Source organism: Lysobacter sp. CCNWLW3 (assembly GCF_036697405.1).
Taxonomy (GTDB): domain Bacteria; phylum Pseudomonadota; class Gammaproteobacteria; order Xanthomonadales; family Xanthomonadaceae; genus Lysobacter.
The window spans coordinates 1-23,878 of record NZ_JBAHWA010000010.1; the positions used below are offsets into that span (position 1 = coordinate 1).

The 23,878-nt window shown below is 70.9% G+C and carries 22 protein-coding genes and 1 pseudogene; 12 read left to right on the forward strand and 11 right to left on the reverse strand.

All coding sequences use genetic code 11. The annotated features are described in order from the left end of the window. Positions 1-587 (reverse strand): annotated as a pseudogene (locus tag V1318_RS15245) (energy transducer TonB); the annotation flags it as partial. Positions 588-707: 120 nt separating this feature from the next. On the opposite strand from V1318_RS15245, the gene V1318_RS15250 reads away from it, so the two are divergent. From V1318_RS15250 to V1318_RS15265, 4 genes are all read left to right on the forward strand, one after another. Beyond that, positions 708-1,079, forward strand: a complete 372-nt coding sequence (locus V1318_RS15250) for a hypothetical protein (RefSeq protein ID WP_332940568.1) — start codon at positions 708-710, stop codon at positions 1,077-1,079. Between the two features lie 57 nt (positions 1,080-1,136). Further along, positions 1,137-2,444 (forward strand): TolC family protein, encoded by a 1,308-nt coding sequence (locus V1318_RS15255; protein ID WP_332940569.1) that lies wholly within the window; start codon positions 1,137-1,139, stop codon positions 2,442-2,444. A gap of 35 nt (positions 2,445-2,479) precedes the next feature. Further along, complete coding sequence (locus V1318_RS15260) at positions 2,480-3,700, forward strand: efflux RND transporter periplasmic adaptor subunit (protein ID WP_332940681.1); 1,221 nt, start codon at positions 2,480-2,482, stop codon at positions 3,698-3,700. A 96-nt stretch (positions 3,701-3,796) separates the two neighbouring features. Beyond that, a complete protein-coding gene (locus tag V1318_RS15265; protein WP_332940570.1) occupies positions 3,797-6,982 on the forward strand; it encodes a CusA/CzcA family heavy metal efflux RND transporter in 3,186 nt (1,061 codons plus the stop codon). Positions 6,983-7,167: 185 nt separating this feature from the next. Here V1318_RS15265 and V1318_RS15270 read toward each other — a convergent pair whose 3' ends face one another. From V1318_RS15270 to V1318_RS15280, 3 genes are read right to left on the reverse strand one after another with little or no spacing between them, the layout of a single operon-like run. After that, the gene (locus tag V1318_RS15270; protein WP_332940571.1) at positions 7,168-7,737 is read right to left on the reverse strand and encodes a hypothetical protein; all 570 of its coding nucleotides are present in this window, start codon (positions 7,735-7,737) and stop codon (positions 7,168-7,170) included. A gap of 10 nt (positions 7,738-7,747) precedes the next feature. Then, positions 7,748-9,913 (reverse strand): xanthine dehydrogenase family protein molybdopterin-binding subunit, encoded by a 2,166-nt coding sequence (locus V1318_RS15275; protein ID WP_332940572.1) that lies wholly within the window; start codon positions 9,911-9,913, stop codon positions 7,748-7,750. Between the two features lie 55 nt (positions 9,914-9,968). After that, positions 9,969-10,424, reverse strand: coding sequence for a (2Fe-2S)-binding protein (locus V1318_RS15280; protein WP_332940573.1), 456 nt, complete (start codon positions 10,422-10,424; stop codon positions 9,969-9,971). A 160-nt stretch (positions 10,425-10,584) separates the two neighbouring features. Here V1318_RS15280 and V1318_RS15285 point away from each other — a divergent pair, with 160 nt between their 5' ends. Beyond that, positions 10,585-11,586 carry an XdhC family protein gene (locus V1318_RS15285; protein ID WP_332940574.1) on the forward strand — a complete coding sequence of 334 codons (1,002 nt, stop codon included), beginning with the start codon at positions 10,585-10,587 and terminating at the stop codon, positions 11,584-11,586. After that, a complete protein-coding gene (locus V1318_RS15290; protein ID WP_332940575.1) occupies positions 11,583-12,191 on the forward strand; it encodes a nucleotidyltransferase family protein in 609 nt (202 codons plus the stop codon). Before V1318_RS15285 ends, V1318_RS15290 begins: the two co-directional genes overlap by 4 nt. A gap of 63 nt (positions 12,192-12,254) precedes the next feature. Here the strand turns inward: V1318_RS15290 and V1318_RS15295 are convergent, their stop codons facing one another. Further along, positions 12,255-12,470 (reverse strand): hypothetical protein, encoded by a 216-nt coding sequence (locus tag V1318_RS15295; RefSeq protein ID WP_332940576.1) that lies wholly within the window; start codon positions 12,468-12,470, stop codon positions 12,255-12,257. A gap of 185 nt (positions 12,471-12,655) precedes the next feature. Continuing rightward, positions 12,656-13,561 carry a LysR family transcriptional regulator gene (locus tag V1318_RS15300; RefSeq protein ID WP_332940577.1) on the reverse strand — a complete coding sequence of 302 codons (906 nt, stop codon included), beginning with the start codon at positions 13,559-13,561 and terminating at the stop codon, positions 12,656-12,658. A 110-nt stretch (positions 13,562-13,671) separates the two neighbouring features. Between V1318_RS15300 and V1318_RS15305 the strand changes: the two genes are divergently transcribed. After that, positions 13,672-14,142, forward strand: a complete 471-nt coding sequence (locus V1318_RS15305; RefSeq protein WP_332940578.1) for a carboxymuconolactone decarboxylase family protein — start codon at positions 13,672-13,674, stop codon at positions 14,140-14,142. A 39-nt stretch (positions 14,143-14,181) separates the two neighbouring features. On the opposite strand, the gene V1318_RS15310 is transcribed toward V1318_RS15305, so the two are convergent. After that, on the reverse strand, positions 14,182-14,988 hold the full coding sequence (locus V1318_RS15310) for a class I SAM-dependent methyltransferase (RefSeq protein WP_332940579.1): 807 nt from the start codon (positions 14,986-14,988) through the stop codon (positions 14,182-14,184). A gap of 249 nt (positions 14,989-15,237) precedes the next feature. Here V1318_RS15310 and V1318_RS15315 point away from each other — a divergent pair, with 249 nt between their 5' ends. From V1318_RS15315 to V1318_RS15325, 3 genes are all read left to right on the forward strand, one after another. Next, positions 15,238-16,287, forward strand: a complete 1,050-nt coding sequence (locus tag V1318_RS15315) for a bifunctional nicotinamide-nucleotide adenylyltransferase/Nudix hydroxylase (protein WP_332940580.1) — start codon at positions 15,238-15,240, stop codon at positions 16,285-16,287. A 64-nt stretch (positions 16,288-16,351) separates the two neighbouring features. Next, positions 16,352-17,776, forward strand: a complete 1,425-nt coding sequence (locus V1318_RS15320; protein WP_332940582.1) for a nicotinate phosphoribosyltransferase — start codon at positions 16,352-16,354, stop codon at positions 17,774-17,776. 139 nt (positions 17,777-17,915) lie between these two features. Further along, positions 17,916-18,833, forward strand: coding sequence for a rhodanese-like domain-containing protein (locus V1318_RS15325; RefSeq protein WP_332940583.1), 918 nt, complete (start codon positions 17,916-17,918; stop codon positions 18,831-18,833). A gap of 10 nt (positions 18,834-18,843) precedes the next feature. On the opposite strand, the gene V1318_RS15330 is transcribed toward V1318_RS15325, so the two are convergent. Continuing rightward, the gene (locus tag V1318_RS15330) at positions 18,844-19,239 is read right to left on the reverse strand and encodes a VOC family protein (RefSeq protein WP_332940584.1); all 396 of its coding nucleotides are present in this window, start codon (positions 19,237-19,239) and stop codon (positions 18,844-18,846) included. Between the two features lie 222 nt (positions 19,240-19,461). Here V1318_RS15330 and V1318_RS15335 point away from each other — a divergent pair, with 222 nt between their 5' ends. Next, positions 19,462-20,511, forward strand: a complete 1,050-nt coding sequence (locus V1318_RS15335; RefSeq protein ID WP_332940586.1) for a diguanylate cyclase — start codon at positions 19,462-19,464, stop codon at positions 20,509-20,511. Positions 20,512-20,556: 45 nt separating this feature from the next. Then, positions 20,557-20,841, forward strand: coding sequence for a DUF4031 domain-containing protein (locus tag V1318_RS15340; RefSeq protein WP_332940587.1), 285 nt, complete (start codon positions 20,557-20,559; stop codon positions 20,839-20,841). A gap of 30 nt (positions 20,842-20,871) precedes the next feature. Here the strand turns inward: V1318_RS15340 and V1318_RS15345 are convergent, their stop codons facing one another. From V1318_RS15345 to V1318_RS15355, 3 genes are all read right to left on the reverse strand, one after another. Beyond that, the gene (locus V1318_RS15345) at positions 20,872-21,633 is read right to left on the reverse strand and encodes an ABC transporter permease (RefSeq protein ID WP_332940588.1); all 762 of its coding nucleotides are present in this window, start codon (positions 21,631-21,633) and stop codon (positions 20,872-20,874) included. After that, complete coding sequence (locus V1318_RS15350; RefSeq protein ID WP_332940589.1) at positions 21,630-22,607, reverse strand: ABC transporter ATP-binding protein; 978 nt, start codon at positions 22,605-22,607, stop codon at positions 21,630-21,632. The genes V1318_RS15345 and V1318_RS15350 overlap by 4 nt, the downstream gene beginning before the upstream one ends. Before the next feature lie 108 nt (positions 22,608-22,715). Then, the gene (locus V1318_RS15355; protein ID WP_332940590.1) at positions 22,716-23,852 is read right to left on the reverse strand and encodes an NAD-dependent epimerase/dehydratase family protein; all 1,137 of its coding nucleotides are present in this window, start codon (positions 23,850-23,852) and stop codon (positions 22,716-22,718) included. Positions 23,853-23,878: the final 26 nt, after the last annotated feature.

Sequence of the window (23,878 nt, forward strand, 5' to 3'; positions counted from 1 at the left end):
GTCATCCACAGCGAATGCACGTGCGGGCAGATGTGCGCGGGCACGGCGGCGATCGGCTTGGCCGCGTTCGCCTGCGCGAGCGCGCGCTGTTGCGCCAGGCGCAGCTCCTGCGCCTGCTGCGCGTCCAGGCGCTGCGACTGTTCGGCCTGGGCCGCGCGCGCGGCGGCCAGACCGTCGCGCAGGCGCGGCAACGCCGGCGCTTGCGCGTCCACGCGCGCGAGCAGGTCCAGCATGCGCTGGGCTTCGTTCAGCTCGCCGCCGGCCATGGCCTGCTCGCCGGCGATCAGCACGTAGGGCTGCAGTTCCTGCAGGGCATTGGCGACCCGGGCGTCGGCGGGCGTCTTGTCGCGCAGCGCGAGGTAGTACTCGACCGCGTTGTCGCCCGCCGGCGCGTACATGCGCTGGTCGCGCAGGGACTGCGCGGCCAGCGCGCGCAGGCGTTCGGCGTCCAGGCTGGCCAGGGCCGGGCGCGCCGGGACGGCCTCCAGCGACGACGAGGACTGCACGCTCTGCGGCGGCCGCTCGCTGCCGCAACCGGCCAAGCACGCAAGCGCGACGAAGGCCGCGCAGGTCCGAACCCACTTCATGACACGCCCCCTGTAGACGAGGCGCGCAGTCTGGCCAGCGCATGTGACGCCCGTGCGGCACGCGCTGTGCCGGGTCGGCGCAATTGTGTATCGCCGCGCCGAGCCCGTACCCTAGCGCCCATGTCCGGCCTGCCGCCCCTGTCCTCGATCCTGCGCTGCCTGGTCTTCGGCCTACTCATGGCCATGGCCGTGCTGCGGCCGGCGCTGGCCTTCGCCGAGGAAGCGCGCGAGATCGCGACGATCGACGCCGCCCAGAGCGGTGCGAGCCTGGGCGAACACGGCCACGACCATCCGCCGGGCCAGCCCGGCTCCGGCGACGACAACGACAACCGCTGGCACCTGAGCCATTGCTGCGGCCAGCAGGCAGCGATGCTGCCGGCCTACGAACTGCGCATGATCGCGCCCGACGCGCGAGCGCCGATTCCGCCGCGCGCGTTCGCCTTCGTACCCGCGCCGCTGCCGGTACCGTTCCGTCCCCCGATCGCGGGCTGAGGCTTACGCCGGCATTCGCCGGCCGATCCTTCCTGTCTTCGATTCGGAGTACGTCCCATGTGGTTGCGTCCAGCGGCTTCGGCCGTCCTGGCGGCTGCGCTGTGCTTTCCGGCACGCGCGCAGTCGTCCTCTCCCGCCCCGGCCACGCGCCCGGCGGCGGCATTCACCCTCGACGACGCGCTCGCGCGCATCGATGCCTCGCATCCCGACCTGCGCCTGTTCGGCGGTCGCCGCGACGCGCTCGCGGCCGAACTCGACCGCGCCGGCCAGCGCCCGGCCCTGAGCGCCGGCGCGAGCCTGGAAAACGCCTTCGGCAGCGGCCGGCTCAGCGGCCTGGGCGGCGCCGAACTGTCGCTGACCCTGGCCTCGGTGTTCGAGCGCGGCGGCAAACTGGATGCGCGCCGCACCCTCGCGCAGAGCCGCATCGACGCGCTGGCGGTCGAGCGCGAAGGCCGGCGCCTGGATCTGCTGGCCGAGGCCGCGCGGCGTTATCTGGCCGTCGTCGCCGCGCAGCGCCAACACGCGGTCGCCGAGCTCGACATCGGCCAGCGCCAGCGCACCGTCGCCGCCGCGCGCCAGCGCCTGCAGGCCGGCGCCTCTCCGGAGTCGGTGGTGCTGACCGCGCAGGCGGCGCTCGCACGCGCCGAACTCGAACGCGAACGCGCCGCGCAACGCCAGGTCGCCGCGCGCCGGCACCTGGCGGCGCTGTGGGGCGAGCGCGATCCGGTGTTCGCCAGCGTCGCCGGCGATCCGCTGGCGCTGCCGGCGATCGAGGACTTCGACGCGCTCGCGGCGCTGCTGCAGCGCAGCCCCGAGCTCGCCCGCTTCGCCGACGAGGGCCGCATCCGCGAGGCGCGCTTGCAGCTCGCGCGCAGCCAGGCGACGCCGGATCTGGAGTGGCAGCTCGGCGTGCGCCGCCTGCGCGACGGCGACGACCAGGCCCTGCTGGGCAGCGTGTCCCTGCCGCTGGGCGCGACGCGACGCGCGGCGCCGGATATCCGCGCCGCCGAAGCCGAACTGGCGATGCTGGGGATCGAACGCGAAGCGCAGGGCCTGTCGCTGTACTCGACCCTGGCCGACGCGCACGGCCGCTACCAGGTCGCCGCGCTGGAAGTGCGGCGCCTGGGCGAGGAAGTGCTGCCCAAGCTCGCGCGCGCCGAAACTGCGGCCGAACGCGCCTACCGCGCCGGCGCCATCAGCTACCTCGAATGGGCGCAGCTGCAGTCCGAACGCACCAATGGACGCAAACAGCAGTTGGAAGCCGCGCTCGAAGCGCAGCGCGCCCTGATCGAAATCCAGAGGCTCACCGGCGAGGCCTTCGTCGCCGCGCCCGCCGCCTCCAACGCACAAGGAACCGCCCCGTGAACATCGCCCACCTCAGCGCCGCATTGGCCCTGACCCTGCTGCTGGCCGCGTGCGGCGGTGGTCCGACCGCGAGGACCGAACACGCGCACGGCGAAGGCGGGGAACACGCCGAAGCGCAAGCGCCGCGCAAGGGCGAACACGGCGGCCGCGTGCTCGAGCACGAGGGCTACGCCGTCGAACTGGCGATCGCCGAGGACGGCACGCCGCCGAAGTACCAGGCCTGGCTGTACCGCGACGGCAAGCCGCTGCCGGCCTCGGCCGGCAGCGTCGAAGTGCGGCTCAAGCGCCTGGGCGGTGTCGCCGAAACCCACGTCCTGAAACCTCAGGCGGACGGCAGCCTGATGGCCGCCAGCGTGGTCGGCGAACCGCATTCGTTCGATATCGATGTCGTGGCCCGGATCGCCGGCACCGCGCTGCGCTGGGCCTACCCCAGCTACGAGGGCCGCACCCGCATCGACGCCAAGATCGCCCACGACGCCGGCATCCGGGTCGCCCCGGCCGCGGCGGGCGTGATCGCCGACGAGCACGAAGTCCAGGGCCTGCTGACGCCGGTCGAGGGGCGCGTGGCCAAGGTCGCGGCACGTTTCCCGGGCCCGGTGCGGCGGCTCAACGCGAATGTCGGCGACGAGGTACGCGCGGGCCAGGTGCTGGCGAGCATCGAGAGCAACCTGAGCTTGACGACCTACACCGTCGCCTCGCCGATTCCCGGCGTGGTGCTGGCGCGCAACGCCGCGGTGGGCACGGTGGCCGCCGAAGGCGCGGCCTTGTTCGAAGTCGCCGACCTGTCCTCGCTGTGGGTCGATCTGCACGTGTTCGGCGCCGACGCCCAGCACATCCGTCCGGGCGTGCCGGTCACCGTCACCCGCATGAGCGACGGCGCCACCGTCGACACCACGCTCGAACGCGTGCTGCCCGGCACCGCCACCGCCAGCCAGAGCACCGTGGCGCGCGCGACCATCGCCAACGCCGACGGCCTGTGGCGGCCGGGCTCGGCGGTCAAGGCGCGCATCACCGTGGAACGGCAGCCGGCCAGGCTGGTGGTGCCGCTGGCGGCGCTGCAGAGCTTCCGCGACTGGGACGCGGTGTTCGTGCGCCACGGCGACGTCTACGAAGTGCGCCCGATCGAGCTGGGCAAACGCGATGCGCAACGGGTGGAGGTGCTCTCGGGCCTGAACGCCGGCGACCAGGTGGTGGTCGAGCAGAGCTATCTGGTGAAGGCGGACATCGAGAAGTCCGGCGCTTCCCACGATCACTAAGGGCGCCGCGGTCCGCTAGCGCGCCCTTGGCCAGCGGCCCGGCGCAAGCCGTCGCGTCGTTCGCGATGCCCGGCCCCGTATTCCGAGGAACTACTCATGCTCGAGAAAATCATTCGTTTCGCCATCGCCCACCGATGGCTGATGATCGCGCTCACCCTGGCCCTGGTCGGCGTGGGCGCGTGGAGCTTCACCAAGCTGCCGATCGACGCCACCCCCGACATCACCAACGTCCAGGTCCAGATCAACACCGCAACCCCGGGCTATTCGCCATTGGAATCCGAACAGCGGGTGACCTTCCCCATCGAGACCGCCCTGGCGGGCCTGCCGGGGCTGGACTACACCCGCTCGATTTCCCGCTACGGCCTGTCGCAGGTCACGGTGGTGTTCAAGGACGGCACCGACCTGTACTTCGCCCGCCAACAAGTGACCGAACGCATCCAGCAGGTGAAGTCCCAGCTGCCGGCGGAACTGGAACCGGGCATGGGACCGATCGCCACCGGCATGGGCGAGATCTTCATGTACACGGTCGACGCCAAGCCCGGCGCGCGCAAGAAGGACGGCACGCCCTGGACCGCGACCGACCTGCGCACCCTGCAGGACTGGGTGGTGCGACCGCAGCTGCGCAACACCCCCGGCGTGACCGAGGTCAACACCATCGGCGGCTACGCGCGCCAGATCCACATCACCCCGGATCCGGCGCGGCTGGTCGCGCTGGGCTTCACCCTGCACGACGTGGTCGCGGCGGTGGCCGCCAACAACCAGAACGTCGGCGCCGGCTACATCGAACGCAACGGCCAGCAGTTCCTGGTGCGCGCGCCGGGCCAGGTCGCCGACCTGGACGCGATCCGCGACATCGTGCTGGATCGCCGCGACGGCGTGCCGATCCGCGTGCGCGACGTGGCCCAGGTCGGCGAAGGCCCGGAACTGCGCACCGGCGCGGCCACCCAGGACGGCCGCGAGGTGGTGCTGGGCACCGCGTTCATGCTGATCGGCGCCAACAGCCGCGCGGTCGCCCAGGCCGCCGCCGAAAAACTGGCCGTGGCCAACAAGAGTCTGCCGGCCGGCGTGTCGGCCACCCCGGTCTACGATCGCACCGCGCTGGTCGATCGCACCATCAAGACCGTGGCCAAGAACCTGATCGAAGGCGCGCTGCTGGTGATCGTGGTGCTGTTCCTGCTGCTGGGCAACTTCCGCGCGGCCCTGATCACCGCCGCGGTGATTCCGTTGGCGATGCTGTTCACGATGACCGGCATGGTCCGCGGCGGCGTGTCCGGCAACCTGATGAGCCTGGGCGCGCTGGACTTCGGCCTGATCGTCGACGGCGCGGTGATCATCATCGAGAACTGCCTGCGCCGTTTCGGCGAGCTGCAGCACAGCCTGCAGCGCGCGCTGAGCGACGAGGAGCGCCTGGACGCGACCGCCTCGGCCACCGCCGAGGTGATCCGTCCCAGCCTGTTCGGCCTGGGCATCATCACCGCGGTGTACCTGCCGATCTTCGCCCTCACCGGGGTCGAAGGGAAAATGTTCCACCCGATGGCGATCACCGTGGTGCTGGCGCTCAGCGGCGCGATGCTGCTGTGCCTGAGCTTCGTGCCGGCGGCCATCGCCTTGTTCCTGCGCGGCCGCGTCGAGGAAAAGGAAACCCGACTGATGCGCTGGTCGCGCCGCGCCTACGAGCCCGCGCTGGCCTGGGCCCTGCGCCGCCGCGCCTGGGTGATCGGCGGCGCGCTGGCCGGCATCGCCCTGTGCGGCCTGCTGGCCACGCGCCTGGGTTCGGAGTTCATCCCCAGCCTGGACGAAGGCGACATCGCCTTGCATGCGATGCGCATACCGGGCACCAGCCTGGAGCAGGCGATCAAGATGCAGTCCACCCTGGAGGCGCGCATCAAGCAATTCCCGGAAGTGGAGCGGGTGTTCGGCAAGCTCGGCACCGCCGAGGTCGCGACCGATCCGATGCCGCCCTCGGTCGCCGACACCTTCGTGATGCTCAAGCCGCGCGAACGATGGCCGGATCCGCGCAAGACCAAGGCCGAACTGGTCGCCGAGATCGAAACCGCGGTCAAGCGGCTGCCGGGCAACAACTACGAGTTCACCCAGCCGATCCAGATGCGCATGAACGAGCTGATCTCGGGCGTGCGCGCCGATGTCGCGATCAAGCTGTACGGCGACGATCTGGAGCGCTTGCTGGAAACCGGCCAGCGCATCGAGGCAGTCGCCAAGGCCGTGCCCGGCGCGGCCGACGTCAAGATCGAGCAGGCGACCGGCCTGCCCTTGCTGACGATCGTCCCGGACCGGCAGGCCCTGGTGCGTTACGGCCTCAACCCCGGCGCGGTGCAGGACACGGTGGCCACCGCGGTCGGCGGCGAAGTGGCCGGCCAATTGTTCGAAGGCGACCGCCGCTTCGACATCGTGGTGCGCCTGCCCGAGCATCTGCGCCAGGACCCGGCGGCCTTGCAGGACCTGCCCATCCCGCTGGGCGGCAGCGACAACATCGACGAATCCAGCCGCGCCGCCGCCTGGATGTCCGGTGCGCCGCAGACGGTGCCGCTGCGCGAGGTGGCGAAGATCGAGACCGCCCTGGGCCCGAACCAGATCAACCGCGAGAACGGCAAGCGCCGCGTGGTGATCACCGCCAACGTGCGCGGCCGTGACCTGGGCGGCTTCGTCGGCGAGCTGCGCCAGCGGGTCGCGGCCGAGGTCGAGCTGCCGACCGGCTACTGGATCGACTACGGCGGCACCTTCGAGCAACTGATCTCGGCCAGCCGGCGTCTGGCGATCGTGGTGCCGGTGACCCTGGCGATCATCTTCGCCCTGCTGTTCTGGGCCTTCGGCTCGGCCAAGGACGCGGCGATCGTGTTCAGCGGCGTGCCGCTGGCGCTGACCGGCGGCGTGATCGCGCTGGCCCTGCGCGGGATACCGCTGTCGATCTCGGCCGGCGTGGGCTTCATCGCCCTGTCGGGCGTGGCGGTGCTCAACGGCCTGGTGATGATCGCCTTCATCCGCAAGCTGCGCGAACAGGGCGACCGCCTCGACGAGGCCATCGTCGACGGCGCGCTGGGCCGCCTGCGGCCGGTGCTGATGACCGCGCTGGTGGCCTCGCTGGGCTTCCTGCCGATGGCCTTCAACGTCGGCGCCGGCTCGGAAGTGCAGCGGCCGCTGGCGACGGTGGTGATCGGCGGCATCGTGTCCTCGACCCTGCTGACCTTGCTGGTGCTGCCGGTGCTGTACCGCTGGCTGCACCGGGAGGGCGAAACCGCGCCCGCCGCGACACGGGCCGGCTGATCGAGTCGATGCAGCGAAGCCCGCGGCGCCGTGCCGCGGGCTTTGATCGTTCGATACGCGCGGCCGTGGCGGGGTCGGCGGGCGTGAGGCGCGATTACATTCCCGCGGCCACGACGCCGCTGCGTGTCGCGATCGCGGCTTACGCCGCTCCCACAGGAAGCAAGGCGGTTTCGGCGGCCGGGCAGCTACGACGCCGGACAGGGGCCGCCGGCGTCGGCCCAGAGCTTGAACTGGGCGACGAATTCGTCGTGCGGCACCGGCACCGGCAGGCGGTTGCCGCCGGGCTCCCAGCCCCACAGCACCAGCTTGTCCTCGCTGACGTGCTTGAGCAGCGCGGCGAAGTCGCGGCCGCCGTTGCTGCGTTTGTCCTGGATCATTTCGCACAATTGTTTCGGCGGCAGACCGATCCAGGCCATCTTGTGATCCGGCGGCGGCAGCTGCCAGTGCGGCGCGCCCGGCGGCGCATTCGGGCCGTAGCTGGCCGGCAGGTTCTTCTCGCCGTGGCAGGTCGCGCAGGGCAGGCCCGCGGCGCCCTTGCCGTCGGGGCCGCGCACCACGCCCATCGCGTGCGGCAGGCCGGCGTCGAACTGCAGCGGCTGGTCGCCGGGAATGTGGCAGTTCTGGCAACGCGGGTGCTGGAACACCCGCTGCACGGTGGCGAAGGCCGCCACCGCTTTTTCGCGCTGCTCGGGGCTGGGGCGCGGGCCGCAGGCGGTCAGCGCGCAGACCAGGGCGATCGGTAACAGGATGCGCATGGCGTCGTCCTCAGGCCTTCAGTCGCAGCGGCAGTTCGCGCAGGCGTTGTCCGGTCAGCGCGAACACCGCGTTGGCCACCGCCGGCGCGATCGGCGCGGTGCCGGGTTCGCCGGCGCCGCCCATGCGTTCGGTGCTGGGCACGATATGGACCTCGACCTGCGGCATCTCGTGCAGGCGCAGCACCTGGTAGTCGTGGTAGTTCGATTCCTGCACGCGGCCGTCCTTGAAGCTCAAGGCGCTGTGCAAGGCCGCGCCCAGGCCGAAGGCGATGCCCGATTCCATCTGCGCGCGCACGCCCTCGGGGTTCACCGCCAGCCCGCAGTCGATCGCGCACACCACCCGGTGCACGCGGATCGCGCCGTTCTCGACCGAGACCTCGGCGATCTGCGCCAGATAGCTGCCGAAGGATTCGTGCACCGCCACGCCGCGGCCGCGGCCCTTGGCCGGCGCCACGCTCCAGCCGGCCTTTTCGGCGGCCAGGTTCAGCGCGGCGAGATGGCGCGGATGCGCCTTGAGCAGCGCGCGCCGGTACTCGACCGGGTCCTTGCCGGCGGCGTGCGCGAGCTCGTCGATCAGGCTTTCCATCACGAAGGCGTTGTAGCTGTGGCCGACCGAACGCCACCACAGCACCGGGATGCCGGTCTTGGGCGAATGCAGTTCGACCCGGTGGTCGGCGAGGTCCTTGAGATAGGGCGAATCGGCCACGCCCTCGACCGAGGTCGCGTCGATGCCGTTCTTGACCATCGCCGCCTCGAACGGCGTGCCGCCGAGGATGGACTGCCCGACCAGACGGTGCTGCCAGGCCACCGGATAGCCCTGCGCGTCGACCGCGATCTTCGCCTGTTGCAGGTACATCGGCCGGTAGTAGCCGCCGCGCACGTCGTCCTCGCGCGACCACACCGTCTTGACCGGCTTGCCCGCGGCCTTGGCCACCTGCACCGCCTCGGACACGAAATCCGAAGTCGGCGTGGCGCGCCGGCCGAAGCCGCCGCCGAGGAACATGGTGTGGATCTGCACCTGCTCGGGCTTGAGGCCGAGGATGCCGGCCGCGACCTGTTGATCCAGGGTCTGGAACTGGGTGCCGGTCCAGATTTCGCAGCGGCCGTCTTCGACCTTGACCGTGCAGTTCAAGGGCTCCATCGGCGCATGCGCGAGATAGGGCACGTTGTACTCGGCGTCGAAGGTCTTGCCGGCCTTGGCCAGCGCGGCGGCGGCATCGCCGGCCTGCGCGGCGACCGCGCCCGGGGTCGCGGCGAGCTTGCGGAATTGCTCGCGCAGCGCCGCGGTATCCAGCGCCGCGTTCGGGCCCAGGTCCCATTCGATCTGCAGGGCATCGCGGCCCTGCTTGGCGGCCCAGTAGTGATCGGCGATCACCGCCACGCCGGTCGGCACCTGGACCACGTCGCGTACGCCCGGCACGGCCTTGGCCTTGGCCGCATCGAAGGACGTGACCTTGCCGCCGAACACCGGCGCACGCGCGACCACCGCGGTCAGTAGGCCGTCGAACTGCACGTCCATGCCGAACTTGGCGCGGCCGGTGATTTTTTCCGGCGAGTCCAGGCGCTTGGTCGGCTTGCCGATCAGCTTCCAGTCCTTGGCCTGCTTGAGCACCGGCGCGGCCTTCGACGCCGGCAACTTCGCGGCCGCGTCGGCGAGTTCGCCGTAGCGCGCGCGCTGGCTGCCGGCGATGGCCACGCCGTTCTCGGTGCGTACGTCCGCCGCGGCCACGCCGAAGCGCTGCGCGGCGGCCGCGACCAGCAGCTGGCGCGCGGTCGCGCCGGCCTGGCGATAGCGGTCGAACTCCGACCAGGTGCTGGTGGAACCGCCGGTCATCTGCATGCCGAACGCGGTGTGCGCGTAGGCCGGCGCCGCCGGTGCGTGCTCGACCCGGATCTTCGTCCAGTCCGCGTCCAGCTCTTCGGCCACCAGCATGGCCAGACCGGTCCAGATGCCCTGGCCCATCTCCGAATGCGCGATCAGCACGGTCACGCTGTCGTCGTTGCCGATGCGCAGGAAGGCGTTGGGGACGAATCCGCTCGCGGCGGCGGCTTCGGCGGGCGCGGCGTACGCGAAGCGGCGCGCGCCGGGGATCGCGAAACCGATCACCAGTCCGCCGCCGAGCACGGCACCGGCTTTGAGGAACCGACGTCGGGAAGGCTGAGGCACAGCGTTCACGGCACACCTCCGTTATTCGTTGCGAAGCCCGCGGCCGCGCGAGCTCCAGGTCGGCTCAGACCTTGCCGATGCCGGCCGCGCGCTTCACCGCCGCGCGGATGCGCGGATAGGTGCCGCAACGGCAGATGTTGCCGGACAGGGCCTGGTCGATATCGGTGTCGGTGGGCGCCGGCACCTTGGCCAGCAGCGCGGCCGCGGACATGATCTGGCCGGACTGGCAGTAACCGCACTGGACCACGTCGAGTTCGGCCCAGGCGCGCTGCACCGGATGGCTGCCGTCGGGCGACAGGCCTTCGATGGTGAGGATGTGCTTGCCTTCCACGGTCGATACCGGGGTCACGCAGGACCGGCGCGGCGCGCCGTCGACATGCACGGTGCAGGCGCCGCACTGGGCGATGCCGCAACCGAACTTGGTACCGGTGAGTCGCATCAGGTCGCGCAGGACCCAGAGCAGGGGCATGTCGGGTGGGGCATCCACCTCGTGCTCGCTGCCGTTGACATGCAGTTTCATGGATCCCTCGCGGCGGCTGGGGAAAGCCGAACATACGCCTGGCGCCGGCTTTGCGCCATCCAGGGCGCGCGCGCCTGGCGCCTGCAAGAATCGCGCCCGCATTGCAGGCGTCATGCCCAGACCGCATGATCGGGCGGTCGTCCGCGCTCAGGGAACCGCCGTGCCAGACGCTGCGCCCGTTGCCCCCGTCCTGCCTGCCGCCGGCGGCGTGCGCGGCGCCCTGGAAGCCGCGGTGCGCGCGCAGGAGCGCGGCGACTCGGCCAGCCTGGCCGTGGTCCTGGAGAGCGAGGGTTCGACCTACGTCCATCCCGGCGCGCTGGCCCTGTTCGGCGCGCGCGAGGGCCAGGTCGGCTGGCTCAGCGGCGGCTGCATCGAACCCGAGATCGAGGGCCTGGCCGCGACCGCGGCGCGCTACGGCCGGGTCGAGTGGATGGACATCGACACCCGCAGCGACGAGGACCTGTTCGACGGTTCGGCGATCGGCTGCCGCGGGCGCCTGCGCCTGGCGCTGCTGCCGTTGGCCGCGCTGCGCGAACTGCCGGCGCTGGTCGACGAATGGCGGCGCGGCCACGGCGACCTGCGCCTGGACGTCAACATCAACGGCGCCCTGCGCGTGCGCGTCGGCGGCGAGCACCAGCCCTGGACGCTGCCGGTGGCGACGCCGCCGTGGCTGGGGCGCGGCGCCGACGCCTGGCTGCTGGAGATCGCGCGGCCGCCGTCGGTGCTGGTGTTCGGCGCCGGCCCGGAGTCGGCGACGCTGCTGCCGCTGCTGCGTTCCCTGGGCTGGATCACCAGCGTGGTCGAGCGCCGTCCGCGCTGGTCGGCGCAGGCCGCGCACGCCGACTATGCGATCGCGCGAACGCCCGCGCAGGCGCTGGCCGCCGCGCGTCCGCACGACGCCGCACTGGTCATGCACCACCACTTCGAACTCGACCGCGAAGCCCTGGACGCGTTGGCCGCGAGCGAGATCGGCTTCGTCGGCCTGCTCGGGCCCGGCCAGCGCCGCGACGATCTGTTCCGGGTCCTGCCCGAGGCCGCGCGTGCCGCGCTCGTGCCGCGCCTGCACGCGCCGATCGGGCTCAAGCTCGGCGGCGACGGCCCGGAAGCGATCGCGCTCAGCATCGCCGCGCAGTTGCAGGCGCTGCGCCACGCGCCGGCATGAGGCACGCGGCGCTGGTGTTGGCCGCGGGCGGCAGCCGCCGGCTCGGCCGCGCCAAGCAGCTCCTGTGCCGCGACGGCGAAAGCCTGATCCATCGCGCTGTGCGCCTGGCCGCGCAGACCCGGCCGCAACGCCTGCTGGTGGTCCTGGGCGCGCAGGCCGAAATCCTGCAGGCGGCGATCGCCGACCTGCCCGCCGAGATCCGCATCAACGCACAGTGGGAACAGGGCCTGGCCGGCAGCCTGCATTGCGGCGCGGCGGCCTTGGCCGCGCATGCCGGGCCGGTGTTGATCCTGGGCTGCGATCAGCCGGGCCTGGAAGCGCGGCACCTGCAAGCCTTGCTCGCCGGCGCGGCGCTGGCGCGTTCGGGCTGCGCGGCCACGCGCCACGGCGATGCGCCGGGCATCCCGGCGCTGGTGTCAGGCGAACTGATGGCGCAGGCGCGAAGCCTGCGCGGCGACCGCGGCTTCGGGGCGCTGCTTGCGCGCCGGCCGCAGGAGGAACTGGCCTGGCTCGACGAAGCCGCGCTGCGCTGGGACATCGACGTGGAAGCCGACATCGAACGTGCGGTCGCGTCGGGGCTGCTGGATCGCGGCGCGAGCGCCTGAGAGGCGCCCGCGCCGCCCGGAGCGCTCGTCCAACGTTCCGGGCGACGCGGGCTTCACGCGGGCCTAGGGGACCAGCGTGCCGAACACCGCCTGCGAGCGCGCGTCGTAGATGCGCAGCCACAGTCCGTTGCGCGATTGTTCCGCGTAGCGCTGCGCCAGCGGCAGCACCGCTTCCAAAGCGGCTTCGGGGCTGAGGTAGTCCTGCGCCAGCTCCGCGATCGCGGTGGTCAGGGCCCTGCCTTCGTTGCCGTCCCGCAGCTTCAATTCGACGCGAAACATGGCGCTTCCTTGCTCTGTGATGAGGCGTCCCCGGCCCAGCTTCGACATTCCCGTGTCTCGGCGTCCTTCTCCGTGGCGCGGCTCCTGCCGTTGCCTGAGGCCGTGCTGTCGGGGACGCGATCAATGTGCCCTTTTCGTGAGCCGGATACCGTCATCCGAGCGCTCGATCGTTTGTAGGATTTTTCCTACACGGCGCGCGCGGGACGGCCGTCCAGGCGCGGCTGCAGCTCCGCGAAACCGTCGCGCATCGCCTCCAGGAAGGCCTGCACCCGGGCGGTCCGGCGCAGGTCCGGGTGGGTCAGCAGCCACAGGTCCGAACGCAGTTCCGCAATCGGATCGCCGACCCGCACCAGGCGCGCGTCGTCGTCGCACAGATGGCAGGGCAGCACCGCCATGCCGATTCCGACCGCGACCGCGTCGCGCAGCGCGAGCAGGCTGTTGCTGCGCAGGACGGCACGCTCGTGGTAGCCGCGCTTGAGCCCCCATTGCGCCATCGCGATATGCGACAGGCTGTCGTCGGGCACCACCCAATCCTGGTCGCCGAGCTCGGCGCCCGCGCGCAGTTTGAGTGCGCGCGGCCGATACACCGCCGCCGCGATCGTCGCGATCTTGCGGCCGATCAGGCTGTCCGGCGGCTGCCCGCCGGGCCGCAGGGCCACGTCGGCCTCGCGCCGGCTGAGGTCGCGGGTGGCGTTGTCGGCGGCCAATTCCAGCACGATGCGCGGATAGGCCTGGCGGAATCGCGCCAGCAGCGGCGGCATCAGGCCGTACAGCAGCGCCTCGACCGTGGTCACGCGCAGGCTGCCGGCCGGGCGCGCGTCCAGGCCGGAAAGCCGGCGTTCGGTGGCCTCGATGCGCTGCTCGATCTCGGCCGCGACCCGCACCACTTCCTCGCCGGTCGCGGTCGCCGCATAGCCCTCGCGCGCGCGCTCGAACAGGCGCGTGCCGAGCTTGCGCTCGATCTCGTTGATGCGCCGGAACACCGTGGGGTGGCTCACGCCCAGGCGCTTGGAGGCGCCGTTGAGCGAACCGGCGCGGCCGACGGCGAGGATGTAGCGGTAATCGTCCCAGGACAGTGCTTGTTCATTCATGCAATCACCGCTTGCATCCGTATCGGAATGTGTTTCAGCGATGAACATCCTAACCTGCCGCTCGAACGCCCCCAGCGAGCGCCGCCTTCCCCCATTCGGAGTTCCACGCCATGTCGCAACGTCTCGACACCAACAGCCTGCTGCCCGCCGGCCTCCAGGCCCTGGCCGCCCTGCGCAGCGCGATCGAAGCCAGCGGCCTGGAAGCCTCGCTGATCGATCTGGTCAACCTGCGCGCCTCGCAGATCAACGGCTGCGCCTACTGCCTGTGGCTGCACACGCGCGAGGCCATCGCCCACGGCGAAACGCCCGAACGCCTGCAGCTGCTGCGGGTCTGGGACGAAGGCCCCTACAGCGAACGCGAACGCGCCGCCCTGGCCTGGACCGAGGCGGTCACCCGGGTGGCCGAGGCGCCGGTCGCCGACGCGGTCTACGAACGCGCGCTGGCCGCGTTCGGCGAACAGGGCCTGGGCGCGCTCAACTACGCGGTGATCGCGATCAACGCCTGGAACCGGCTAGCGATCCCGTTCCGCAAGGCGCCGCCGCCGGCGCGCGCGGCCAAGCCCGCGCACGCGGCGGCGTAAGGCCCGCGCGCCGAGCCACGCAAGGGCGCGTAGCGCGCCTCAGAACCGATAGCGCGCCATCCGCCCCAGCCGGCGCAGCCAGGCCCAGCGGTCGTAGGCGCGGTACAGCCAGCGCTGCCGCGCGGGCAGGCCGGCCACTTCGGGGCGCTCGGCCAGGCGCGCTTCGTCGACGAACGCCAGGCGCGGATGCCAGGCCTCCATCTCGCGCGGATCGTCGAAGCCCCAGTCGCCGAAGCGCGCGCCGGTGCTGCGCGCGACCCAGGAGCGCGCCAACAGGCGCAGGGCGAAACGGCTGTAGATGTCGCACAGCCATTCGCCGCGCGGGAAACGCTCGATCACGCGTTGCACCAGGTCGCGCGCATCGGCCTCCTCCAGATAGGGGAACAGGCCTTCGCTGATCACCAATGCCGGGCGCCCGCCCGCGATCGGCGCCAGCCAGTCCGGATCGGAGGCGTCCACCGCCAGCATGCGGTAGCTGCCGTAGCGCTCGGGCAGCAACTCGCGCCGCAGTTGGATCACCTCGGGATAGTCGATGTCGATCCAGTCCAGGTCCGAGGGCGGATTGATCCGGAACACGCGCGTGTCCAGGCCGCAGCCCAGGTGCAGCACGATGGTGTCGGGATGCTGCGCCAGCCATTCGCGCGCCCAGTCGTCGAGCACCTTGGCGCGCAACGCGATGCCGGCGATCTGGCCGGTGTTGAGCGGAAAGCGGCCGAAGTCGTAGTCGATCCGGCGCACGATCTCGTCGGCCAGTTCGTCGTGCAGCAGCGGCTGCGCCGAACGATTGTCCAAGGCCTTGGCGTAGAGCGTGATCAGCAGGGTCTGCTGGGCGCCTTGCAATTGCACGTCGTTCCTCCGGCCATGCGGCGAGGCCGCCGCCGCGCGTGCGTTCGCGTCGACATCCGCCTCATCGGCGATCTTGCGACCGGGCGTGTGAGGATCAGGCGTAGACGCGGCGGATGCGGACCGGCATGCGCAAGGCCCGCGCTTGTCCTCCATCGCCAACGCGATCGCGTTGTCGGCGCCTCGCGATCGGCGTAGCATGATGTCCAAGCCCAGGGACAGACCCGGGGCTACTCACCGTGAGGGAGCCTCATGGACTACGACTACCTGGTTTTCATCGGCCGTTTCGAGCCGTTCCACAACGGCCACGCCGCCGTCGCCCGCCTCGCCCTGAGCAAGGCGCGCAAGATCATCTTCCTGGTCGGCTCGGCCGACACCCCACGCACCGTCAAGAACCCCTTCACCGTGGCCGAACGCGCGGTGATGATCCAATCCGCGCTCGCCGACGCGGCCGAGCGCCTGATCGTGCGCCCGCTGCGCGACCGCCTCTACAACGAAAGCCGCTGGATCGCCGGCGTGCAGCGCGCGGTCGCCGAAGCGGTCGCCCAGGACGGCGGCGACGCGCAGGCGCGGGTGGGCCTGATCGGCCAGGACAAGGATGCCTCCAGCTACTACCTGCGCGAATTCCCGCAGTGGCCGCTGGTCGACGTGCAGCACACCGCGACCCTGTCGGCCACCGAACTGCGCCGCTACCTGTACGAAGCCAACCAGCTCGACAGCCACGGCGGCCTGATGCTGATCCGCGCCAACGTGCCCGGCCCGGTGTTCGACATGCTGGAGGCCTTCCGCAAGAACTCGCCGGCGTTCAGGCAACTGGTCGCCGAGCACCAGTTCATCGACACCTACCGCGCGGCCTGGGCCGACGCCCCCTACCCGCCCACTTTCGTCACCACCGACGCGGTGGTGGTGCATTCCGGCCATGTGCTGCTGGTGCGCCGCCGCGCCGAGCCCGGCAAGGGCCTGTGGGCGCTGCCCGGCGGCTTCGTCGGCCAGGACGAGAGCCTGCTCGACGCTTGTTTGCGCGAGCTGCGCGAAGAGACCCGGCTGAAGATACCGGTGCCGGTGCTGAAGGGGTCGATCCGCCACCAGCACGTGTTCGACCACCCCGATCGCAGCCAGCGCGGACGCACCATCACCCACGCTTTCCATTTCGACTTCCCCAGCGGCGAGCTGCCCGACGTGCGCGGCGGCGACGACGCCGACAAGGCGCGCTGGATACCGGTAAGCGTGGCCCTGGAAATGGGCCCGCAGCTGTTCGAGGACCACCTGCACATCCTCGAGTTTTTCCTCGGCCGCGGTTGAACCGCCGGCCGCACCCGCCGGCGGACAGACCGCCGGTTTTCCAGACGCGAAGGAGCTTCCCGTCATGCAATGCCTGAACAACCTGCTGCTCAACACCGACAGCTACAAGGCCAGTCACTGGCTGCAATACCCGCCCGGCACCGACGCCACCTTCTTCTACGTCGAATCGCGCGGCGGCGTCTACGACCGCACTGTGTTCTTCGGCCTGCAGGCGATCCTCAAGGAATACCTGGGCAAGCCGGTCAGCCATGCCGACGTCGACGAGGCGCGCGATCTCTATGCCGCGCACGGCGAACCCTTCAACGAGGCCGGCTGGCGCTACATCGTCGATCATCACGGCGGCCTGCTGCCGCTGCGCATCCGCGCCGTGCCCGAAGGCACCGTGGTGCCGACCCACCAGGCCCTGGTCACGATCGAATCCACCGATCCGCAGGCCTACTGGGTGCCGTCCTACGTCGAGACCCTGCTGCTGCGCCTGTGGTACCCGGTGACGGTGGCCACGATCAGCTGGCATGCCAAGCAGACCATCCGCCAGTTCCTGGAACGCACCAGCGACGATCCCGAAGGCCAGTTGCCGTTCAAGTTGCACGACTTCGGCGCGCGCGGCGTGTCGAGCGCCGAATCGGCCGCGCTGGGCGGCGTCGCCCACCTGGTCAACTTCATGGGTACCGACACCGTCGCCGGACTGCTCGCCGCGCGCACCTACTACCACGAGGCCATGGCCGGCTATTCGATCCCGGCCGCCGAGCACAGCACCATCACCAGCTGGGGCCGCGAGCACGAGGTCGACGCCTATCGCAACATGCTGCGCCAGTTCGCCAAGCCGGGCGCGATCGTGGCGGTGGTCTCCGACAGCTACGACATCTTCCACGCCATCCGCGAGCATTGGGGCAAGACCCTGCGCGAGGAGGTGATCGCCTCCGGCGCGACCGTGGTGATCCGCCCCGACTCGGGCGACCCGGTCGATGTCGTGCACCAGTGCCTGAGCCTGCTCGACGAGGCCTTCGGCCACACCGTCAACGGCAAGGGCTACAAAGTGCTCAACCACGTGCGGGTGATCCAGGGCGACGGCATCAACCCGACCAGCATCCGCGCCATCCTGGAACGCGCGACCAGCTACGGCTACGCCACCGACAACCTCGCCTTCGGCATGGGCGGCGCGCTGCTGCAGCGCCTGGACCGCGACACCCAGAAGTTCGCGCTGAAATGTTCGGCCGCGCGCGTGAACGGCGAATGGATCGACGTCTACAAGGATCCGGTCACCGACAAGGGCAAGGCCAGCAAGCGCGGCCGCATGACCCTGCTGCGCCACCGCGAGTACGGCCATTTCAAGACCGTGCCGGTGCCGGCCGAAGCGGCCACGCTGGAGGACCTGGCGCGGCCGGCCGGCTACGACGACGCCATGGTCACGGTCTGGGAGAACGGGCGCCTGCTGCGCGACTGGCGTTTCGACGAGGTGCGCGCGCTGGCCAACGCCGCGCGCCTGTAAAGGCCGCCCCGCAGCCTTGCGCGGCGTGCCAGCCGCGCAACGCTGCTTCTTTCCGGCGCCGATTGCGCGCCGCCGGGGCAGCGCCGACACTGCCGGCCTGGCCCGCGCGCTGCCGCGCGGGCCGCCGCGCGAGGCCCCCATGGACATGCTGCTGCACCTGATCGAAAGCTACGGCCTGTTCGTGGTCTTCGCCGCCGTGCTGCTGGATCAGGGCGGCGTGCCGGTGCCGGCGTATCCGCCGATCATCGTCACCGCCGCGATCGCGGTGGACCGCGGCGAGAGCCTGCTGGCGATCGTGCTGGTGGCCTCGGCGGCGGCGGTGATCGCCGATTGGCTGTGGTTCGTCGGCGGCCGCCGGTTCGGCAACGCCCTGCTGCGGCTGATGTGCCGGCTGTCGCTGTCGCCGGATTCCTGCGTGCTGATGACGCGCGGGGTGTACGCGCGCTGGGGCGCGCCTTCGCTGATCGTGGCCAAGTTCGTGCCCGGCTTCGCCGCGGTCGCGACCACCCTGGCCGGCGACACCGGCACCAGCACCCGCCGTTTCCTGCTGTTCGACGCGGTCGGCGCGCTGCTATGGGCTTCGGTCGCGGTGGCGGTGGGCGCGGTGTTCCATCGGGCGGTCAACGAGGTGCTGGAGCGCCTGGAAGCGTTGGGCCAGTACGCGCTGCCGGCGCTGCTGGCGCTGATCGCGGCCTTCGTGGCCTACAAGTGGCTGCGCCGGCAGTGGTTCCTGCGCCAGCTGCGCATGGCCCGGATCACGGTCGGCGAGCTCTATCGCATGATCGAGGACGGCACCGGCCCGACCATCCTGGACGTCCGCCGCGCCGAGAGCCGCGCCGAATCGGGCTGGATCCCGGGCGCGATCCTGGTGGCCACCCTGTCCGACGCGCCGTTGGTGCCGGCCGACGAAGTGATCGTCTACTGCGACTGCCCCAACGAGGCCTCGGCCGCGGTGCTGGCGCAGGAACTCAAGCGGCGCGGCTACAAGCGCGTGCGTCCGCTCGCGGGCGGTTTCGCGGCCTGGGCGGCCGAGGGCCACACGATCGCGCGCGACTGAAACGCGCGGCTCAGTCGGCGGCGCGCTCGTACAGCTCCAGCGGCAGTTCGTCGGGATCGGCGAAGAAGGTGTAGCGGCGGCCGGTGTACTCGTCCACCCGCACCGGCTCCACGCTCACGCCATGGCCCTGCAGCGATCGCACCGCGGCCTCGATGTCGTCCACCTCGAAGGCCAGATGGCGCAGGCCGCGCGCCTCCGGATAGGACGGCCGCGGCGGCGGATCGGGAAACGAGAACAGTTCCAGCTGGCTGCCGTCGGGCAGGGCCAGGTCGAGCTTGTAGGAGTCGCGCGCCGCGCGGTAGGCCTCGGCGATCACGCGCAGGCCCAGCACCTGGGTATAGAAGTGCTTGGAGCGCGCGTAGTCGGAGCAGATCAGCGCAACATGATGGAGGGCGGCAATCTGCATGACGGCGGTCGCGATCGGGTGTCCGCCATTCTAGGACGCGCGCGGGCGGCGTCCGGTGAAGCCGGCCTTCACGCCACGATCGGCATGCCGCGCCGGCCGCGCGCGCGTCGCCGTTTGCGACCGCGTCGACATTCCGACTGCCGCGATCTGACACAATTCGCGCAGGACGAGCCGCATCCCCCCGACATCGCCCGACCCTGTTTCGAGACACAGGCTGTCGCAATGCCGTCCAGCACCTTCGCCGCCGAACTGACGCAATCGCGCCTGCGCTTCATCCGGCGCATCCGCCGCATGCGCAGCATCGGCCTGGGGCTGGGACTGCTGTGCGTGGGTTCGGGCCTGTACGCCGCGCAGGCGCCGCCGCCGGCCTGGGCCCTGCTCGCGTTCAATGGCCTGGTCTGGCCGCATCTGGCCTATTCGATGGCGCGCCGGCACGCGCACCCGGACCGGATCGAGTTCCGCAACCTGACCGTGGACTCGGCCATGGGCGGGGTCTGGATCGCGCTGATGCAGTTCAACCTGCTGCCCTCGGTGCTGCTGGCGGTGATGCTGACCATGGACAAGCTCAGCGTCGGCGGCCCGCGCTTCGCCTCGCGCGCGCTGCTGTGGATGATGGCCTGCTGCCTGGTCGTCGCGGCCTTGAACGGCTTCGCGTTCGCGCCCGCCAGCGGGCAGATGGAAATCCTGGGCTCGCTGCCGCTGCTGATCGCCTACCCGCTCGCCATCGGCATCGCGACCTGGGAGCTGGGCCACAAGGTGCGGGTGCAGAACAAGCTGCTGCGCGAGGTCGCGGTGGTGGATTTCGCCTCCGGCCTGGCCAACCGCCGGCATTGGCTGGAAGTGGTGCGCGACGAGCTCGCGCGCCACCAGCGCACCCAGCGCCCGGCCACCTTGATGATGATCGACATCGACCACTTCAAGCAGATCAACGACAGCCAGGGCCACACCGTCGGCGACCAGGTGATCGAGGAATTCGCCGCCCTGCTGCAGCGCTGCCTGCGCGAGACCGACACCGCCGGCCGCTACGGCGGCGACGAATTCGCGGTGGTCCTGCCCGGTTCCGATCTGGCCGAGGCCCGGCACATCGCCGAACGCGTCCTGGCGCAGGTGCGCGAGCGCCTGTTCGCGCAAAGCCTGCACTGCTCGATCAGCATCGGCGCGGCCGAAGCTGGGCCGAGCACGCCCGACGCCGGCGCCTGGATCCGCAAGGCCGACAGCGCCCTGTACCGGGCCAAGGCGGCCGGCCGCGACCGGGTCGAGTTGGCGCAGTAACGCCGCCCTTGGCGGATACTGTCGGCCTCCCCCACCGGAACGCGCATGAGCGTCTACGTCGACGATGCCGTCTGGCCCTGGCGCGGCGAACGCTGGGCCCATCTGATGGCCGACACCCTGGACGAGCTGCACGCCTTCGCGCAGCGGCTGGGGATCCCGCGGCGCGCGTTCCAAAACAAGGCCAGCGGCGCTCACTACGACGTGAACGCCGCGCTGCGCGAGCGCGCGATCGCCCTGGGCGCGACCGCGATCTCGCGCCACCGCGACCGCGAACTGGTACGTGCGGTGATCGCGAACGCCAAGGCGCAGGGACGCGGCGAGCGGCCTTGAGGGGGCAGGTCGGCGCGGCCGCCCGCGCGTTCAGGTCTTGAGCTTGTAGCCGGTGCGGAAGATCAGCCAGATCGCGAACAGGCACAGCAGCAGGAAGGCCGCGGTCATGCCCACGCTGACCGCGATGCTGACGTCGGACACGCCGTAGAAACTCCAGCGGAAGCCGCTGACCAGGTACACCACCGGGTTGAACAGCGAGAGCTTCTGCCACAGCGGCGGCAGCATGTGGATGGAATAGAAGCTGCCGCCGAGGAAGGCCAGCGGCGTGACGATCATCATCGGCACGATCTGCAGCTTCTCGAAGCCGTCGGCCCATACCCCGATGATGAAGCCGAACAGGCTGAAGCTGACCGCGGTCAGGACCAGGAAGCCGACCATCCACAGCGGGTGCGCGATCTCGAACGGCACGAACAAGCGCGCCGTGGCCAGCATGATGACGCCCAGGACCACCGACTTGGTCGCCGCCGCGCCGACGTAGCCCAGCACCACCTCGACGAAGGAGATCGGCGCCGACAGGATCTCGAAGATGGTGCCGGTGAACTTGGGCATGTAGATGCCGAAGGAGGCGTTGGAGATGCTCTCGGTCAGCAGCGCCAGCATGATCAGGCCCGGCACGATGTAGGCGCCGTAGCTGATGCCGTCGATGGCGACCATGCGCGAACCGATCGCCGAGCCGAACACGATGAAGTACAGCGAGGTCGACAGCACCGGCGAGGCGATGCTCTGCATCAGGGTGCGCCAGGTGCGGTGCATCTCGAAATAGTAGATGGCGCGGATCGCGTGCACGTTCATGCCTGCGCTCCGCGGCCGTTGGAGCGCACCAGACTGACGAAGATCTCCTCCAGCGAGCTCTGGGTGGTCTGCAGGTCCTTGAAGTCGATGCCGTGCTCGCCCAGGCAGCGCAGCAGGGCGGCGATGCCGGTCTCCTCGGCCTGGGCATCGAAGGTGTAGACCAGCTCGTTGCCGTCGGCCGACAGTTCCAGGGGCAGGCCGGCCAAGGCCTCGGGCAGCCGCTGCAGCGGCGTCTGCAGGTGCAGGGTGAGCTGCTTCTTGCCGAGCTTGCGCATCAGCGCGACCTTGTCCTCGACCAGCACGATCTCGCCGCGGTTGATCACGCCGATGCGGTCGGCCATCTCCTCGGCCTCCTCGATGTAGTGGGTGGTCAGGATCACGGTCACGCCGCTGGCGCGCAGCGCCGACACCATGGTCCACATGTCGCGGCGCAGTTCGACGTCGACGCCGGCGGTGGGCTCGTCCAGGAACAGCACCTTGGGCTCGTGCGACAGCGCCTTGGCGATCAGCACGCGGCGCTTCATGCCGCCGGACAGGGCCATGATCTTGGCGTCCTTCTTGTCCCACAGCGACAGATCGCGCAGCACCTGTTCCAGGTAGCGCGGATTGGGCGGCTTGCCGAACAGGCCGCGGCTGAACTTGACCGTGTCCCAGACGCTTTCGAAGGCGTCGGTGGACAGCTCCTGCGGCACCAGGCCGATCTTGGCGCGGGCGGCGCGGAAGTCGCGCAGGATGTCGTGGCCGTCGACGCGCACCGTGCCCGAGCTTGGATTGACGATGCCGCAGACGATGCTGATCAGGGTGGTCTTGCCGGCGCCGTTGGGGCCCAGCAGGGCGAAGATCTCGCCCTGGCGTATCGCCAGGTCCACGCCCTTCAAGGCTTGGAAACCGCCGGCATAGGCCTTGGTCAGGCCGACGATGGACACGATGGCTTCGGCGGATGCGTGGTCGGGCGCTTTCGCGGTCGAGGGCATGGCAACTCCGTCAGGATCGGGGCGGTGGCGGGCCACGCCCGCCGCCGAGCGTGGCCACTCTACCCGACCCCCCGCGTGCGGGCTGTGCAGCACGCGTGGCGATCGCGTTCACGCCGCGGTCGCCAATGCCTCGCAACGCTGGCGCAAGGCATGCGCCTGTGCGGCCTGATCCTGCATAGCGCGCCCCTGCAGAGCACGATCGAGCAGGCTGCGTTCCAGCACGGCCAGTTCGAACGGCACCCGCTCCGGCGCGAGCGACGCCGACGCGACCGCAGGCTGCGCCGGCGGCGGCGCCCGCAGACAGCCCATGCCGTACAGGGTGTCGCGCACCGCAGTGTCGAGATCGGTGCGCGGCTCCTCGCCGAGGAAGGCCAGCAGACGGCGGTTGTCCAGCCGCACCGGCTGCATCCACAGCCGGCGCTGTTCGGCGATGTCGCGCAGCATCGGCAGCAGCGGCGAGCTCATCCGCAGCAGGGCCCAGGGAAAACGTTTGACGCGCAGGTTCGGCCGATCGAGCGCGCGCGCGATCGCCGCGGTCATGGCGCCGCCGTCGGCGTCCCAATGCCCGCCGACGTGGAAGCTCTCGTAGGCGTCCAGGCGCTCCTCGTTCTCGATCAGGCGCATCATGGTCTCGGCCAGGTCCGGTTGGTAGCACCACTGATGGCCGATGCCGCTGCGGCCGGGATAGCGCAGGCCGCCCGCCTCGCGCCCGGGTTCGAGCAGGCCCTGCGAGAACCAGCTGTGGCCCGCGTACGGCCCGAAGTGATCGCCGCTGCGCACGATCAGGGCGCGCGCGCCCTGGGCGACCGCCTCGCGCAGGCGCCGCTCCATCTCCACCCGCAGCGCGCCGCGCCGCGTCTGCGGCCGCTGCGGCGCGTCCTCGGCCACCGCCGGCGAGGGGCCGTAGTTGCAGGCCGCGCCCGGCAGCAGCAGGCGCGCGCGTCCGGCGATCGCGGCGTCCAGGCTGTGCTGCAGCATCGGCAGCGATTGGGTGTCGCCGTCCTGATAGATGCTGGGCTGCACCGCGTGCACGATCAGCGTAGCGCCCTTGGCGGCCTGCATCACGTCGTCGCGGTTCAACGCGTCGCCGCGCCACCAGTAGATGCCGTTGCCGCGGCGTCCGCCCATGCGGCTGCGGTGCTGCAGCGCATGCACCTCCCAGCCGCGCTGGACCAGGCGCACCGCGACTTCGCCGCCGATGCCGCCGCTGGCGCCCAACACCAAGGCGCGTCTGTTCGAGTTCATGCGGCCCTCCCTTGCGTATGCCGGTC

Bases quoted from the DNA above. Each gene is read 5' to 3' on its own strand.
- V1318_RS15340 (WP_332940587.1), top strand. From the start codon at position 20,557: ATGAGCGTCTACGTCGACGATGCCGTCTGGCCCTGGCGCGGCGAACGC.
- V1318_RS15265 (WP_332940570.1), top strand. From the start codon at position 3,797: ATGCTCGAGAAAATCATTCGTTTCGCCATCGCCCACCGATGGCTGATG.
- V1318_RS15255 (WP_332940569.1), top strand. From the start codon at position 1,137: ATGTGGTTGCGTCCAGCGGCTTCGGCCGTCCTGGCGGCTGCGCTGTGC.
- V1318_RS15270 (WP_332940571.1), bottom strand. From the start codon at position 7,737: ATGCGCATCCTGTTACCGATCGCCCTGGTCTGCGCGCTGACCGCCTGC.
- V1318_RS15350 (WP_332940589.1), bottom strand. From the start codon at position 22,607: ATGCCCTCGACCGCGAAAGCGCCCGACCACGCATCCGCCGAAGCCATC.
- V1318_RS15295 (WP_332940576.1), bottom strand. From the start codon at position 12,470: ATGTTTCGCGTCGAATTGAAGCTGCGGGACGGCAACGAAGGCAGGGCC.
- V1318_RS15300 (WP_332940577.1), bottom strand. From the start codon at position 13,561: ATGAATGAACAAGCACTGTCCTGGGACGATTACCGCTACATCCTCGCC.
- V1318_RS15305 (WP_332940578.1), top strand. From the start codon at position 13,672: ATGTCGCAACGTCTCGACACCAACAGCCTGCTGCCCGCCGGCCTCCAG.
- V1318_RS15315 (WP_332940580.1), top strand. From the start codon at position 15,238: ATGGACTACGACTACCTGGTTTTCATCGGCCGTTTCGAGCCGTTCCAC.
- V1318_RS15250 (WP_332940568.1), top strand. From the start codon at position 708: ATGTCCGGCCTGCCGCCCCTGTCCTCGATCCTGCGCTGCCTGGTCTTC.
- V1318_RS15320 (WP_332940582.1), top strand. From the start codon at position 16,352: ATGCAATGCCTGAACAACCTGCTGCTCAACACCGACAGCTACAAGGCC.
- V1318_RS15325 (WP_332940583.1), top strand. From the start codon at position 17,916: ATGGACATGCTGCTGCACCTGATCGAAAGCTACGGCCTGTTCGTGGTC.
- V1318_RS15330 (WP_332940584.1), bottom strand. From the start codon at position 19,239: ATGCAGATTGCCGCCCTCCATCATGTTGCGCTGATCTGCTCCGACTAC.
- V1318_RS15345 (WP_332940588.1), bottom strand. From the start codon at position 21,633: ATGAACGTGCACGCGATCCGCGCCATCTACTATTTCGAGATGCACCGC.
- V1318_RS15280 (WP_332940573.1), bottom strand. From the start codon at position 10,424: ATGAAACTGCATGTCAACGGCAGCGAGCACGAGGTGGATGCCCCACCC.
- V1318_RS15355 (WP_332940590.1), bottom strand. From the start codon at position 23,852: ATGAACTCGAACAGACGCGCCTTGGTGTTGGGCGCCAGCGGCGGCATC.
- V1318_RS15290 (WP_332940575.1), top strand. From the start codon at position 11,583: ATGAGGCACGCGGCGCTGGTGTTGGCCGCGGGCGGCAGCCGCCGGCTC.
- V1318_RS15335 (WP_332940586.1), top strand. From the start codon at position 19,462: ATGCCGTCCAGCACCTTCGCCGCCGAACTGACGCAATCGCGCCTGCGC.